This window comes from Streptomyces chilikensis (assembly GCF_001642695.1).
GTDB classification, from domain to species: domain Bacteria; phylum Actinomycetota; class Actinomycetes; order Streptomycetales; family Streptomycetaceae; genus Streptomyces; species Streptomyces chilikensis.
The window spans coordinates 1,038,849-1,053,114 of record NZ_LWCC02000005.1; the positions used below are offsets into that span (position 1 = coordinate 1,038,849).

The window sequence follows — 14,266 nt, forward strand, 5'->3', positions numbered from 1 at the left end:
GCGGGTGCAGCGTCAATGGCATGTTGAGACAGGCTGGGGGAGGGGGACGGGGGAAGTCCTGTTCCCCGTGTGCCCGGCGCCGCCGCGCCGCCCCGGTCACGGAGGATCCGGGGCGGGGCACCGGGGCCGGCGGATGAGGGGGCCCGCGTTCGGCGCGTGGGGCCCGCCGCAGGTCAGGGGCGCCGGAGCACGGGGTTCCGTTCCGCTCGCAGGGCCCGGGCCGCGGGCGGTACCGGCGGCGCCGCCGCTGCGGCCCGGGGCGTTCGTCCCGCTCGGCACTTTGACCGAAGTGCCGCGGCCGGTCCGCCCGCCGCGGCCGGACGCCGCCGGGCCGCGTCCTCGAGGCGCCGCCGCTCGACCACGGCCTTCGTTCCGGGACGGCGGGCGGACCTGAGGGCTCAGAGCAGTGAACCCAGCGGTCCCAGGTCCAGGTTGAGGTCGTCGCGGGTCAGTCCGTGCTGGGCGCAGAGGTCGTCCATGCGCTGCTCCAGGAGCATGAGGGCGGTGCCGAGGCGGTCCTCCTGCTCGGGGCTGAGCGTGCCCTCCTCGAACCGGCGGACCGCCTGCTTCTCCATGAGCTGGCGGAGCAGTTCGACCACGGTGAGCACGAGGTGGGCCAGGCCGTCGGCGACCTTCTCCGGATCGAGGTCGAGGGTACCGTCGCGAGGGGCGGGTGCCGTGGTGTTCATGAGGTCCTCACAGGGGGCCGCTGTCGGCCCAGGGGGAAGGGACGCGGGCGGAGACCGAGGACAGCAGGGCGTGCAGGGAGACCCGTACCAGCGGGACGTCGGCGATGGCGAGGACCAGGTCGCCGCTGACGACGACGCCCGCGCCGAGTACCCGGTCGAGGAGGTCGACGAGGGGGAGCCCGATCGGGGCGTACGGCTCGTCGCCGTCCCACGGAACGGGGGGCGGGAGCCCGTCCTCCCGGGCGTCCGGCAGGATCACGGCGCCCCCGTTCCCGCGGCGCCGGCAGCCGCCGTCGTGGCCGCCGCGGGCACCTGCTCGCCGAGGCGGGCGAAGGAGTAGGGGATCCACGGCCCGGAACTGGTGATCTCCACCTCACGCAGGCGCCCGTCCGCGCGCAGGCGGTCCAGCGCGGCCGTGAACTCGGCGCGGCGGGCGTCGTCGACCAGGTAGGCCGCGTTGAGGAGCTGGGGGGCCCTGCGGCCGGTCAGATGCTCGCTCTGCGGGCGGTGCGCGGTGGCGTCCACGGCGTACCTCCGCAGCGTCAGGTCGACGGTGCGGGCCACGGCCCGGGCCGTCTCGTGCCGGTCGCGCCGCATCCGCTGCCGTGCGCTCGCCCGGCTGAGGTAGCCCCGGCCGCCCGGGACCGCGGTGCCCGGACCGCCCGTGCCCGCGCTGCCGGAGCCGGCCGCGCCGGCCGCCGCCTCCGGGGCGGCGGCGTGGACCTTGACCGCCCACTCGGTCCGGCCGTCCAGCCGCCGGAACACCGCGAGGACCGCCTCCTCCCGGGAGGCCACGGCCGAGACCGCGTTGCCGTCGCTCAGGTAGACGGTGGCCATCGGCAGCGGCACGACCGGCCCGCAGGGCGCCGCCGCCGCCACGCCGCGGTGATGGGCGAGGGCACAACGCCGGAGCTCCTCGGGCCGGTTGAGCCGGTCGGTCAGCGCCCGCTCGCCGAAGTCGGCGGCGGGCACGTCCTGCACGACGAGGTGCACCGCCCCGGCGGCCAGGGTGCGCAGGGGGCCGCCGCCGGAGTGCCCGGCGACGGCGGCCAGCGCGCCGTCCGGCGGGCGGCCGGCGCAGAGGGCGAAGAGGTAGGTGACGGTGCCGGTGTCGCTGCTGCTCATCGGGCGTGGTTCTCCGTGCTGCTCTTCGTGGGCGTGGGCGTGGTGGTGGGGGACGGCCCGGGCGCGGTGCCGCTCGCGTCGTCGAGCCGGCTCTCCAGGGCCGCCAGGCGTTCGCGGAGCATCTCGTTCTCCTGGGTGAGGGCGTCCCGGGCGGCGCGCGAGGACATCGCCGGGTCGGTCTCCCACCAGTCGATGCCCGCCTTCTTCGCCGTGTCGACGGAGGCGATGAAGAGGCGGAGCCGGATGGTGAGGAGCTCGATGTCCAGCAGGTCGATCTTGATGTCGCCGGCGATGACGACGCCCTTGTCGAGGATGCGCTCCAGCAGGTCGGCGAGGGTGCTGTTGCCGGGGCCCGGGACGTACACGGTGGAGTCCGCCGGGTCCGCCCATGCGGACACGTCCGTCACGACGCTCCCTGCCGGCCGCGTCGCCGGCGCCGCCGGCCGTCGTCGCTCTCCGCGGCCTCCGGCTCCCCGTCCTCGTCACCGAGGTCCTCCTCGTCCGCGTACTCGTCGTCCTCCTCGGCGTCCTCGTCCTCCTCCGGTTCCTCGTCCTCCTCGTCCTCCTCGTCCGCCTCGCCGTAGGGCTCCTCCTCGAAGTCCTCCTCGTCGCCCAGGTCCTCCTCGTCCTCCTCGGCCTCCCTCGCCTCCTCGTCCTCCATCGCCTCCTCGTGGCTGCGGACGACCTCGCCGTCGCGGATCTCGCCGCGCCAGCCCTCCGGCTCCTCGTCGCCGTGGAGCGTGACGTGCCGGGCGAAGTGCTTGAGGTCCAGGCGCAGACGGCGGCCCTGGGCGCGCCACAGGTTGCCGGTCTTCTCGAAGAAGCCCGCCGGGTAGTACTCGACCACCACCACGATGCGGGTGAGGCGAGGGGCGAGCTCGTGGAAGGTGACCGCGCCCCGGGTGCTGCCCTTGGCGCCCTCGGAGGTCCACACGATCCGGTCGTCCGGGATCTGCTCCTGGACGGTGGCCTTCCAGCTCCTGCTGGACGGACCGACCTTCATGTTCCAGTCGGAGGTGATCTCGTCCTTCTGGCTCACCCCGCGGACGCCCTTGGTGAAGCCGCTGAACTCCTCGAACTGCGTCCACTGGTCGTAGGCGGTGCGCAGGGGAACGGCCACGTCGAGGATCTCCACGATGTTGGTGGCCTTGACACCGCCACCGCCTTTCCTCCCGCCACCGCCACCGCCACCGCCCCCGCCGCCCGTGAGCTTCTCCTTGACGGTGTCCTTCATGCCCTTGAACTTCTCCGACAGCATGGCCTTCGCCGGGGACTCGCCCTTGATCACCCGCCCGGCGACGGCGCCCAGGCCGCCCGCCTTTCCGGCCTTGCCGCCCGCGCCGTCCGCCGCGTCGAGGAGCCGGTCGGTGACGCCGCCGATCCGGTCGCCGGCCTTCGACACCAGGCTGCTGCCCAGGGCGCCGATCAACTCACCGAAGGCGTCCTTCAGTTCGTCGAGCGGAAGTCCTTCGTCCTGCTTGTCCCGGCCGCCGTCGCGTTCCTGTCGTCCGTTCGCCATGTCGCTCACTTCCCTCGCCGAGTGCCGGAGCCGGACCCGGAGCCGGACCTGGTGGCGGTTTTCTTCCTCACCGCGGCGTTGGCCACCGCGGGACCCGTCGAGGCCGCGCGGCGCACCGTGGCCCTGCGCGCGGTGCTCCGGCCTGCCGCGGACGACCGCCGCGGTCCGTCCGCGACCGGCTCCTCGTCGTCCTCGTCCGTGCCGTCCGTGTCCTCCGCGTCGCCGGCGGGCTCCTCGTCGGCGTACCCGTCGTCCTCGTCCCGCTCCCCGCGGCCCGCCGCCGCGCCGGAGAGGCGCTCGCTCTGATCACGCAGGGATTCGCTGAGGTCGAGGAGCTTGCGGCGGGCGGCCGCGGTGACCGCCGAGCGGCCGGCCTGCAGCAGCTCGTGGCGCACCTGGTCGGTGAGGTCCTGGAACTGCGGGGTCTCCCGCAGCTTGGCCAGGCCCTGTGCGGCGAGCCGGGACGGGGACAGGCTGAAGCGCCGCCCCGCCAGGTAGGTGCCGACGAGCAGGGCCAGCTTGGCCTTCTTCGTGCGGCCCAGCAGATATCCACCGGCGACGGCGGCGGCCATCGCCGCCTTGCAGTTCTGGTTCATCGAAGTCCCTCGGAAGTGCGGGTGCGAACGGAAGCGGTCGGCCGGCCGCCCACCCGGCGGACGGGGTTCTCCAGCAGCCTCAGGAGGCGGTCCTCCTCCTCCTCGAAGGACGCCTCGTCGATGGCGCCCTCGTCGAGGGCGCGGTGCAGCGCCGCCAGCCGCGCCTGCACCAGGCGCGGGTCACGGGCCTGGCGCTCGGCCTCCCGGGCCAGCTGGTCGGCGATCCACACCGTCCCCCGGACCGGGGCGAGGGGCAGCAGCAGGATTTCCTTGAACAGACCCACGTCCTAGCCCCCCGTCAGGGCCGGTGCGGCCGTCGTGGGGGCGTCGACGAAGCTGTAGCAGGGCAGCGGTCCCGTCAGGCTGAGCGCGATCCGGGCGCCGTGACGGCGCGCCTGTTCCTCCACGGTCCGCCGGAAGCGGTGTTCCGCGTCCGCGGGCACCAGGAAGGAGGCGCTCAGCACGACGGTGTCGTCCACCTCGCCCTGCGCCGTGCGGCGGGCCAGCGGGACCAGGCGGGAGCGCACCTCCTGCGCCGCGCGCCGGCCCTCCCGGGTGACCGCGCGGGCGAGCGCCTCGCCCAGCCGGACGTTGGCGTCGTAGTCGGGGCGGCGGCGGGTCCGCCGGGCCAGCTCCCGCAGCTTGGCGTCCCGGTGGACCAGGTCCTCGAAACAGCCGGGCACCGTCACACCCTTGACGTTCATCTCCACGCAGCCCCGGATCCGGTGCAGCTGGGCCTCGAAGTGGAGGCGCTGCTCGCGCAGGTAGGCGACCAGGGTGCCCTCGTCCCCGGCGAGCACCGCGAACCGCATGGGCAGGACCGGGGCCTGCCGGGCCAGCTCGCCGAGCACCGTCTGGTGCGCCAGCAGGTCCCGGCGGCGGGCCCGGACGCGGGCGGGGGCCGCGGAGACCGCGGCGGACAGGCCCGAGGAGGTCAGCAGCCGGACCGCGGCGCCGTCCACGCCCCCGGCCCGGGGGGCCCGGACGCCGGCCGGGGCGATGCCGTAGACGTACAGGGCCCCGGCGCCGGCGGAGCCCCGGGAGGGGGCGGCGAAGGACGCGGTGGCCACGGTCAGTCCTCCGAACGGCGACGGGCCCGCGGCCGGTCGCGGTCGTCGTCACGGTCGCGGCTCCGTTCCCCGGACGTGCCGGCCGGCCGGCGGCGGCCCTCCTCCGGCCGGCGGCGCCGCTGCGGCCGGGGGCTCTCCTCGTAGGCGTGCTCCTCCTCGTCGAGGCCGTCCCGCGCGTGGTCCTCGGCGTCCTCGGCGTACCCGGTGTCCTCGGCGTCCCGGTCGTCGCGGTGGCCCTCGGTTCCGAGGACGTCGCGCACCTTGTCGCCGAGGGACCGCCCCGCCTTGCGCGCGCCGGCCTTCGCGACCGTCCGGCCCACCGCCCCGCCGCCGCCGAAGAGTTCCGGCACGGTCTTGCTGCGCGAGGTCCGCTCCAGGTCGAGCCGGTTGCACGCTTCGGCGAACCGCAGGTAGGTGTCGACGCTCGCCACGACGATCCGGGCGTCGATCTTGATGATCTCGATGCCCACCAGGGAGACGCGGACGAAGACGTCGATGACCATGCCGCGGTCGAGGATCAGGTCCAGGACGTCGTACAGGGTGCCCGCGCGCGGCACGCAGGCGAGTTCGTCGGCGTACGGGGACGGGGTCACGACGGTCATGTGGCGTTCCTCTCGGAAGGGGTACGGCCGCCTACTGGTCGGCGCCCCCGCGCCGGTAGCGAGCGGTGCGGCGGTACTGGACCATGTCGCCCTCGGCGTCCAGTTCCACCTCGTAGGTCGCGAGCAGGCTGGTGGTGTCGGGGATGCGGGCCAGTTCCAGCACGTCGAGGACGACGGTCCAGCCGCCGTCCTCGGTCCTGCGGACCGCCGACACGCCCTCCTGCGGGCGGTGCACGAGTTCCGCCAGCCCTTCGGCGGCGCACCGCGCCGCGTCGGCCGCGGTGCGGACCCTGCGTTCCCGCGGCGCGCGCCCGGTGGCCGTGGCCGAGGCGCGTCGCCGCTCACCGTTGTCTGCCATGGCCCCACTCTGTCCGCAGGTGCCGCCCCGGCGCGTGCGCAGTTGGTCCGAGCGGGTCACCGCGCGCACCGGAGGGTTCGGAGGAGGCCGGGAGGGAAGCCGTTCCCCTCGGAACCGATCACGCTCGGGCGACGGAACGGGACGGGAACACGCATGGCCACGGAAGACGCCGCGCGGACGCACACCGCGACGCCCAGCAGCCTCCGGCTGCCCGGGATCCTGCTCGGAGCGGGTCTGGGAGGCTTCGTCGACGGGATCCTCCTCCACCAGGTCCTGCAGTGGCACCACCTGCTCACCAGCACCGACCAGGACCGCATCGGCGTCAGGTACTACGACCCGAGGACGGTTCCGGGACTGGAGATGAACACCCTCTGGGACGGCGTCTTCCACGCGCTCTGCTGGATTCTCGTCCTGGCGGGCCTGGCCGTCCTGTACGGGCGGGTGACGCACGACCGGCGGGCGGTGTGGACCTCGCGGGTGCTGTGGGGGTGGGTGCTGTTCGGCTGGGGCCTGTTCAACGTCGCCGAGGGACTGCTGAGCCACCAGATCCTCGGCATCCACCACGTCCGCGCCGGTGAACACCAGGCGTGGTGGGACGCCGGCTTCCTGGCGCTCGGCGTCCTGTTCATGATCGCCGGCCACCTGGTGCGGCGCGGTGGCAGGGCCTTCGACCCGAGCGCCCCGCGCGGCGCCGCGCGGGCCGCCGGGGACCGCGCCTGATGGACCACGGGCACCACCACGGCGGCGGCGCCCCCGGGCCGCTGGAGCCGGCGCTGACCGTCGTGGCCCTGGCCGCCGTCGCCTGCGGCTACCTGCTCGCCGTGCGGCGCGCCGGGCGGCGCAACCCCGTCCGGGGCTGGAACGCCTGGCGCACGGCGTCCTTCCTCGGCGGACTCGCCCTGCTCGCCCTGGCGCTGCTGCCGCCCCTGGGGCCGGCCGCGCACACCGACTTCCGCGCGCACATGACCCAGCACATGCTCATCGGCATGTACGCGCCGCTCGCGCTGGTGCTGGCGGCGCCGGTCACCCTCCTGCTGCGCGCGCTGCCCGCCCGTCACGCCCGCCGGGTCTCCGCGGCGCTGCACAGCCCGCCCGTCCGGGTGGTGACGCATCCCGCGGTGGCCCTGCTGCTCGGCACGGGCACGCTGGTGCTGCTGTACTTCACCCCGCTGTACGAGGCGGCCATGGCCCACCCGGCCGGACACCGGCTGCTGCACCTGCACTTCCTCGCCTCCGGCTGCCTGTTCGCCCACGTCGTCGCCGGCCCCGACCCGGCGCCCGCCCGCCCCGGCGTGCCGGCCCGCATGGTCTGGCTCGGTGTCGCGATCGCCGCGCACGCCCTGGTCTCCCAGGCCCTGTACGGCGGGTTCCACGTCCAGGTCCACGCTCCGGCCGTCCAGCTCCGGCAGGGCGCGGAGATCATGTACTACGGCGGGGACCTCGCCGAGCTGCTGCTGGCCGGCGCGCTGGTGGCGACCTGGCGGCCCGAACGCCGCACCGGCCGGCGGCGCCCCGCCGCCGGCCCGGCGCACGGCCGGTCCGCGGCCGGGAAGCGGACGGCCGGGAAGCAGGCGGCCGGCGGCCCGCCGGCCGCCGGGAGCGGCCCCGGCCGGCTCCGCGACGCCGCGCACGCGAGGGCCGGCCGTGCCGGCGCGACCGTGTCCGCGCCGGGCGGACGCGGTGCCGCCCCGCACTCCCCCACGCCCCCGAGGGGGACACGGCCGGAGGGCGAAAGGCGCGCACCTCAGCGGGACAGTGCGGCACAATCACGGGTGGGTTTCACTCCACTCCGGCCAAGACCGTCACCTGTCAGGAACACCGATGCCGCCCACCCTCGCCTCGCTGCTGCACCACTCCGCGCTGCGCCTGACCCTCCGGGCCGGCGAGGGCACCCTGGACGTCCCCGTCCGCTGGGCGCACGTCAGCGAGCTGCCGGACCCCGTCCCCTACATGGAGGGCGGTGAACTCCTGCTCACCACCGCGTTGAAGGTCGACGCCGAGGACCCCGCGGAGGCCGGCCGGTACGTGCGCCGCCTGGCCGCCGCAGGCGTCGTCGGCCTCGGGTTCGGCGTGGGCGTCAACTACGAGAAGGTGCCCGAGGCTCTGGTGGACGCCGCGGCCGAGCACGGCCTCCCGCTGCTGGAGGTGCCGCGCAGCACGCCCTTCCTGGCGATCAGCAAGGCCGTCTCCGCCGCCATCGCCGCCGACCAGTACCGGGCGGTGACCGCCGGTTTCGCCGCCCAGCGCGAACTGACCCGCCGGGCGCTGGGCGACGGCCCCGAAGGGCTGCTGGCGTCCCTGGCCTCCCAGGTCGACGGCTGGGCCGCGCTGTACGACGCCGCCGGCGCGGTGGTCGCGGTGGCGCCCGACTGGGCGGAGCGGCGCGCCGCCCGGCTCACCCCGGACGTGCAACGCCTGCGTGAGCGCCAGTCGCCCGCCACCGCGGTGATCGCCGGGCAGCCCGACGAGGAGGACCCGGCCCGGGCGGCCGGCGCCGGGAGCCCGCGCGAGGGACGGCCCCGCACCCGGGACCGTGACCAGGACACCGGTGAGGACCGCGTCGAGCTGCACACCCTCGGCACCGGCCGCCGTCCCCGTTCCACGCTCGCCGTCGGCACCGCGGCTCCGCTGGGCACCGCCGAGCGGTACGCCGTGCACTCGGCGATCGCGCTGCTCACCCTCACCACCGAGCGGTCCCGCTCGCTGCACGCGGCGGAACAGCGCATCGGCGCCGCCGTGCTGCACATGCTTCTCTCCGGTGAGGCGGAGCACGCCCGCACGGTCGCCGGCGACCTGTACGGCGGCCTGCTCGACGCGCCGTTCCGGGTCGTGGTGGCGGAGTGCCGAGGCGAGGAACTGCCCGCCGCGCTGGAGGCGGCCGCCGCGTGGGCGGGCGAGCCGGTGCTGGTGGTGCCCGAGGAGGAGCAGGGCCGCCTCGTGGTGCTGGCGGCGGACGGCGGCGCCGCGCTGGCCGCCTGCGCCGAGCAGGCCGCGGCCCTGGAGACCGCCGCGGAGCGCGGCGGGACCGCACCGGCCATCGGCGTGTCCGCCCCGGCCGGGCCGACCAGCGTGGCGTCGGCGTACAAGCAGGCGGTGCAGGCGCTGGCGGTGGCCCGCCGACGGGGCCGGGTGCTGGTCGAGCACGAGCACATGGCGGCCGGCTCGGTGCTGCCGCTGCTCGCGGACGACGCCGTGCGCGCCTTCGCCGAGGGGCAGCTGCGCGCGCTGCGGGACCACGACGCCACCGGACGGGGCGACCTGGTCGCCTCGCTGCGCGCCTGGCTGTCGCGGCACGGCCAGTGGGACGCGGCCGCCGCCGACCTGGGCGTGCACCGGCACACGCTGCGGTACCGGATGCGCCGGGTGGAGGAGATCCTGGGCCGCTCGCTGGACGACCCGGACGTCCGGATGGAGCTCTGGCTGGCCCTCAAGGCCACGGGCAACGGCAACGGCAACGGCAACGGCAACGGAGGCGGGGGCGGGCACGGCGGCGGCACCGGCCGGAGCGGGGCGCCCCGCTCCGGCGCCTGAGCCGCCCGCACCGCACTGCGCCTCCGCGGACAAGGCGACACGCCGAACGCTCCCCCGTGGAGCATGCTCACCCCGTCCCCCCGGCCCTAGCCTGCGAACAAGGAGGGAAGCGTCCGTCCTGCGGCACACGGCCGGCAGCGACACAGCGGCACAGCCGCAGGGCGACACACCCCCGACCGTCCGCACGACCCTCAGGGAGTCCCCCATGACCGCATCCGCGCTGCCTCAGGAGCGCCGCGTCGTCACCGCCGTCCCCGGCCCGAAGTCGATCGAGCTGCAGGCCCGCCGGGCCGCCGCGGTGGCCCAGGGCGTGGGCTCCACCCTGCCGGTGTTCGCCTCCCGCGCGGACGGCGGCGTCATCGAGGACGTCGACGGCAACCGCTTCATCGACTTCGGCTCCGGCATCGCCGTCACCACGGTCGGCGCCTCCGCCGAGGCCGTGGTCCGCCGCGCCTCCGCCCAGCTCGCGGACTTCACCCACACCTGTTTCATGGTCACCCCCTACGAGGGCTACGTGGCCGTGGCCGAGGCGCTGGCCGAGCTGACCCCGGGCGACCACGCCAAGAAGTCCGCGCTGTTCAACTCCGGCGCCGAGGCGGTGGAGAACGCGGTCAAGATCGCCCGCGCGTACACCAAGCGCCAGGCGGTCGTGGTCTTCGACCACGGCTACCACGGCCGCACCAACCTCACCATGGCGCTGACGGCGAAGAACATGCCGTACAAGCAGGGCTTCGGCCCGTTCGCCCCCGAGGTGTACCGGGTACCGGTGGCCTACGGCTACCGCTGGCCGACGGGCGCCGGGAACGCCGGTCCGGAGGCCGCCGCCCAGGCGATCGACCAGATCACCAAGCAGGTCGGGCCGGAGAACGTCGCCGCGATCATCATCGAGCCGGTGCTCGGCGAGGGCGGCTTCATCGAGCCGGCCAAGGGCTTCCTGCCCGCGATCCGCGAGTTCGCCGCCGAGCACGGCATCGTCTTCGTGGCGGACGAGATCCAGTCCGGCTTCTGCCGCACCGGCCAGTGGTTCGCCTGTGAGGACGAGGGCGTCGTCCCGGACCTGATCACCACCGCCAAGGGCATCGCCGGCGGCCTGCCGCTGGCCGCGGTCACCGGCCGAGCCGAGATCATGGACGCCGCGCACGCCGGCGGCCTCGGCGGCACCTACGGCGGCAACCCGGTGGCCTGTGCCGCCGCGCTGGGCGCGATCGAGACCATGAAGGAGCTCGACCTCAACGCCCGCGCCCGGCACATCGAGGAGGTCATGAGGGGCCGCCTCCACGCGATGGCGGAGAAGTTCGACGCCATCGGCGACGTCCGCGGCCGGGGCGGCATGATCGCCATCGAGCTGGTCAAGGACCGCGCCACCAAGGAGCCCGACGCCCAGCTCGCCGCCGCCGTGGCGAAGGCCTGCCACCAGGAGGGCGTGCTCGTCCTCACCTGCGGCACCTACGGGAACGTGCTCCGCTTCCTGCCGCCGCTGGTGATCGGGGACGAGCTGCTGAACGAGGGCCTCGACGTCCTTGAGCAGGCGTTCGGCGCGGCCTGAGCCGCGTCCGCCGGGCCCGCGCGGCACGGGGGCGGGGCGCGGGCGTCCGCCCGGGAGAGCCTGTGAAGAAGGTGTGCGAGGTGGATGGCGGGTCGGGCCCGCGGCTGTTCCGCCCTCCCGCCCTGCCGTAAGTTCTCCCTGGATGAGAGACACCCCGCACCCGCGGTCCGCCGCGGGTCGTCCGGGCCGAGGATTCCCCGCCTCCGGCCCGGTCGTGCATCGCGCACGCCCGGAGACCTGACGCTCCGGGTTCTCCTCACCGATCGGACGGCCGTCCGCCCCACACCCCCCGGGGCGCACGGCGATCCGGTCCGGACCTCCCTTGCCGGTGGTCCTCCGAAGGGCCGGCACACATCCCCCCTTGTGCCGGCCCTTCGGCATGTCCGGCACCCTGGGGGCGTGCCGACCACTCCTCCCCGTCCCCGTCCGCCGTTCCTCCGGTGGGCGCCGTGCCTCCTGGCCCTGCTCTTCGCGGTGGTGACCTGGCAGGTCGCCTCGCGGGGCCCCCTGGCCCGGGCGGACGAGCGGCTGGGGAGGGCGCTCGTCGAACGGGACGGGGTGTCGGCGTTCCTCGCCGACCTGGGCAACGTGGAGGTGGCCCTTCCGGTGCTGGCGGCGGCCGCCTGTCACGCGGCGTGGCGGGCGCGCGGGGCGGGGGCGCCGCGGTGGTGGACGGCGCTCGCGGTGGCCGCGGGCGCGGCGGTGGCCGTGCCGCTGGTGGTCGCCCCGCTCCAGGCGCTGATCGCCCGTCCCGGACCGCCGCCGATGGCCCCCGACACCGGTTTCTACCCGTCGGGCCACACCGCCACGGCGGTCGTCTTCTACGGCGTGGCCGTCCTGCTCCTGCTTCCCTGGCTGCGGCGGCGTGCGGCGCGGCTCGTCGCGGCCGGGGTCTGCGTGGTCCTGGTGGCGGCCACCGCGGTCGGCCTCGTCCGCCACGGCTACCACTGGCCGCTGGACGTCCTCGGCAGCCTCGCCGCCGGCGCCGCCGCCCTCGCGACCCCGGCCGCCCTGCGCACCCGCGCCGCCCGTCAGGGCCCGTCCGGCCGTCAGAACCCGCCCGCCCGTCAGGGCCCGTCCGGCCGTCAGAACCCGTCCGCCCGTTAGGGCCCGTCCGGCCGTCAGGGTCCGTCCGGGCGTTCCCGTCGTCGCCCGGAGGGCGGCCGCGCGGCGGACCGGGAACGGCCGGGGAGGGCCCGGCCTCCGGTCGGCCCCGCCACCGCCTCGTGCACGGCGATCTCCAGCCGCACGGGGTCCGTCAGCAGCCCCGTCCCGCCGGGCGGGACCAGCCGGCGCGTCCTCGCCCCGCGCACCCGTCCGGGGTCCGGGCCGACCACCCAGGTGCCGCGCCCCGCCGCCCGGACCCCCGTGCCGAGCCACCGCCCGGCGGTGCCGGGCGGGACCAGGAACCCCACCCGCTCCCCGTCGAAGCCGACCGGCACCGGACCCGGCCGGCCGGGGCACCGCAGCACCGCCGGCGTGGCGCGGCCCGGCCCGCCCGGCAGTGTCAGCACGTCCCAGCCCTTCCCGGCGGGCAGCAGGACCACGCCGTCGGCGCGCCGGGCCCATTCCCTGCGGCATGCGGCCGGATCGGGGACGACCGACGCCGGCCACTCGACCGCCCGCCTCGCCACAGCCGTCCCGTGCATCCGCGGAGCCTCCTCGTCGCCGGGGTGCCGCCGCCGTGCCGACGGCACTCCTCCGGGGGAGGGAGGCGGTGGCGCCCCGGTCATTGCGCGACTTCCGCGCAGCCACCCGTTCGGGTGAGGGTGGCCGCGCGGAAGGACGGTGGCCGGCGGGGCGGCGCGGTCAGCTGTCGAACCCGAGCCCCACCCGGTCCAGCGCCCGCAGCCAGACGTTCCGTCTGCCCCCGTTCACGTCGGCCCGGGCCAGCGACCACCGGGTGAGCGCGATGCCGGTCCAGGCGAACGGCTCGGGCGGGAACGGCAGCGGCTTGGACCGCACCATCTCCAGCGCCGTCCGCTCGGTGGTCCCGCCGTCCAGCAGGTCCAGCACCACCTGCGCGCCGAACCGGGTGGCGCCCACGCCCAGCCCCGTGTAGCCGACGGAGTAGCCGACCCGCCCCCGGTGCGCCGTGCCGAAGAACGGCGCGAACCGCGAGCAGGTGTCGATGGCGCCGCCCCAGGCGTGGGTGAAGCGCACTCCCTCCAGCTGCGGGAAGCAGCCGAAGAACTGCTCGGCGAGGGCCGCGAAGGTCTCGGGGCGGCTGTCGTACTCGGCGCGCACCTGCCCCCCGTAGCGGTAGACGGCGTCGTAGCCGCCCCACAGGATCCGGTTGTCGGCGGTGAGCCGGAAGTAGTGGAACTGGTTGGCAAGGTCCGCCAGCCCCTGGCGGCCCCGCCACCCGAGCGAGGCGGACTGCGCCCCGGTCAGGGGCTCGGTCACCAGGGCGTAGTCGTAGACCGGCACCGTGTACGGCCGTACCCGGCGCAGCAGGCTGGGGAAGACGTTGGTGGCCAGGGCCACCTTCCCGGCCCGCACCGATCCGTAGGGCGTGGACACCGTGACGCCGGCGCCCTGCCGCCGCAGCGAGAGCGCCGGACTGTGCTCGTGGATCCGGACGCCCAGCTCCAGGCAGGCCCTCTTCAGCTCCCAGGCCAGTTTGGCCGGGTGGACCAGGGCGACGCCCCGCCGGTCGTACAGCCCGGCGAGGAAGGTCGGGGAGTCCACCTGGGCGCGCACGCCCTCGGCGTCGAGGAGTTCGACGCCGTCGGCGAGTCCGTGGGCCTCCATCAGCCGGTACAGCTCGCGCATCTCGCCGACCTGGTGCGGTTCGGTGGCGAGGTCGATCTCCCCGGTGCGCTCGAACTCGCAGTCCATGCCGTACCGGGCGACGGTGTCCTCGATGGCGTCGAGGTTGCGCGCGCCCAGTTCCTCCAGGACGCCGATCTCGTCCGGCCACCGGGAGAGCCCGTTGGCGAGTCCGTGGGTGAGGGAGGCGGCGCAGAAGCCGCCGTTGCGCCCCGAGGCGGCCCAGGCCACCTCCTTGCCCTCCAGCAGCAGGACGTCGCGGCCCGGGTCGCGTTCCTTGGCGAGCAGCGCGGTCCACAGTCCGCTGTACCCGCCGCCGACCACCAGCAGGTCGCAGGTGGCGGCGGCGGTGAGGGCGGGCTCGGGGCGGGGCCTTCCGGGGTCCTCCAGCCAGTAGGCGGCCGGCCGGGCCTCGGCGAGAGACTTGGTCCAACGGTTCATGGCTCCAGGGGCCATGA

The 14,266-nt window shown here is 75.7% G+C and carries 16 protein-coding genes and 1 pseudogene; 5 read left to right on the forward strand and 12 right to left on the reverse strand.

Annotation, left to right across the window (positions count from 1 at the left end):
- Positions 1-398: 398 nt before the first annotated feature.
- The 10 genes from A2U95_RS04610 to A2U95_RS04655 are packed head-to-tail and all read right to left on the reverse strand — an operon-like array spanning position 399 to position 5,959.
- Positions 399-689 (reverse strand): gas vesicle protein K, encoded by a 291-nt coding sequence (locus A2U95_RS04610; protein ID WP_166020945.1) that lies wholly within the window; start codon positions 687-689, stop codon positions 399-401.
- Positions 690-696: 7 nt separating this feature from the next.
- Positions 697-948: a gas vesicle protein gene (locus A2U95_RS04615; protein ID WP_166020946.1), complete on the reverse strand. Its 252-nt coding sequence runs from the start codon at positions 946-948 to the stop codon at positions 697-699.
- Positions 945-1,814, reverse strand: coding sequence for a GvpL/GvpF family gas vesicle protein (locus A2U95_RS04620; RefSeq protein WP_166020947.1), 870 nt, complete (start codon positions 1,812-1,814; stop codon positions 945-947). The genes A2U95_RS04615 and A2U95_RS04620 overlap by 4 nt, the downstream gene beginning before the upstream one ends.
- Positions 1,811-2,212: a gas vesicle protein gene (locus tag A2U95_RS04625; protein WP_166024823.1), complete on the reverse strand. Its 402-nt coding sequence runs from the start codon at positions 2,210-2,212 to the stop codon at positions 1,811-1,813. The genes A2U95_RS04620 and A2U95_RS04625 overlap by 4 nt, the downstream gene beginning before the upstream one ends.
- A gap of 5 nt (positions 2,213-2,217) precedes the next feature.
- Positions 2,218-3,333, reverse strand: coding sequence for an SRPBCC family protein (locus A2U95_RS04630; RefSeq protein ID WP_166020948.1), 1,116 nt, complete (start codon positions 3,331-3,333; stop codon positions 2,218-2,220).
- Positions 3,334-3,338: 5 nt separating this feature from the next.
- On the reverse strand, positions 3,339-3,929 hold the full coding sequence (locus A2U95_RS04635) for a hypothetical protein (protein ID WP_166020949.1): 591 nt from the start codon (positions 3,927-3,929) through the stop codon (positions 3,339-3,341).
- Positions 3,926-4,213, reverse strand: coding sequence for a gas vesicle protein GvpG (locus A2U95_RS04640; RefSeq protein WP_166020950.1), 288 nt, complete (start codon positions 4,211-4,213; stop codon positions 3,926-3,928). The genes A2U95_RS04635 and A2U95_RS04640 overlap by 4 nt, the downstream gene beginning before the upstream one ends.
- 3 nt (positions 4,214-4,216) lie before the next feature.
- On the reverse strand, positions 4,217-4,999 hold the full coding sequence (locus A2U95_RS04645) for a GvpL/GvpF family gas vesicle protein (protein ID WP_240957200.1): 783 nt from the start codon (positions 4,997-4,999) through the stop codon (positions 4,217-4,219).
- Positions 5,000-5,001: 2 nt separating this feature from the next.
- Positions 5,002-5,601: a gas vesicle protein GvpJ gene (gene gvpJ, locus A2U95_RS04650; protein ID WP_166020951.1), complete on the reverse strand. Its 600-nt coding sequence runs from the start codon at positions 5,599-5,601 to the stop codon at positions 5,002-5,004.
- Between the two features lie 31 nt (positions 5,602-5,632).
- Positions 5,633-5,959, reverse strand: a complete 327-nt coding sequence (locus A2U95_RS04655) for a gas vesicle protein GvpO (RefSeq protein ID WP_166020952.1) — start codon at positions 5,957-5,959, stop codon at positions 5,633-5,635.
- A gap of 153 nt (positions 5,960-6,112) precedes the next feature.
- On the opposite strand from A2U95_RS04655, the gene A2U95_RS04660 reads away from it, so the two are divergent.
- The 5 genes and pseudogenes from A2U95_RS04660 (at position 6,113) to A2U95_RS04680 (ending at position 12,143) form a co-directional block, all read left to right on the forward strand.
- Positions 6,113-6,679 carry a DUF2243 domain-containing protein gene (locus A2U95_RS04660; protein ID WP_166020953.1) on the forward strand — a complete coding sequence of 189 codons (567 nt, stop codon included), beginning with the start codon at positions 6,113-6,115 and terminating at the stop codon, positions 6,677-6,679.
- Positions 6,679-7,476: pseudogene (locus tag A2U95_RS04665) on the forward strand (cytochrome c oxidase assembly protein); the annotation flags it as partial. The gene A2U95_RS04660 and the pseudogene A2U95_RS04665, both read left to right, overlap by 1 nt.
- 304 nt (positions 7,477-7,780) lie before the next feature.
- Positions 7,781-9,490: a PucR family transcriptional regulator gene (locus A2U95_RS04670; RefSeq protein WP_166020954.1), complete on the forward strand. Its 1,710-nt coding sequence runs from the start codon at positions 7,781-7,783 to the stop codon at positions 9,488-9,490.
- A 205-nt stretch (positions 9,491-9,695) separates the two neighbouring features.
- Complete coding sequence (gene gabT / locus A2U95_RS04675) at positions 9,696-11,036, forward strand: 4-aminobutyrate--2-oxoglutarate transaminase (protein ID WP_166020955.1); 1,341 nt, start codon at positions 9,696-9,698, stop codon at positions 11,034-11,036.
- 399 nt (positions 11,037-11,435) lie between these two features.
- Positions 11,436-12,143 (forward strand): phosphatase PAP2 family protein, encoded by a 708-nt coding sequence (locus A2U95_RS04680; RefSeq protein WP_240957201.1) that lies wholly within the window; start codon positions 11,436-11,438, stop codon positions 12,141-12,143.
- A 14-nt stretch (positions 12,144-12,157) separates the two neighbouring features.
- Here the strand turns inward: A2U95_RS04680 and A2U95_RS04685 are convergent, their stop codons facing one another.
- A complete protein-coding gene (locus tag A2U95_RS04685) occupies positions 12,158-12,685 on the reverse strand; it encodes a hypothetical protein (protein WP_240957202.1) in 528 nt (175 codons plus the stop codon).
- Between the two features lie 160 nt (positions 12,686-12,845).
- Positions 12,846-14,264: an NAD(P)/FAD-dependent oxidoreductase gene (locus tag A2U95_RS04690; RefSeq protein ID WP_166020957.1), complete on the reverse strand. Its 1,419-nt coding sequence runs from the start codon at positions 14,262-14,264 to the stop codon at positions 12,846-12,848.
- Positions 14,265-14,266 lie beyond the last annotated feature (2 nt).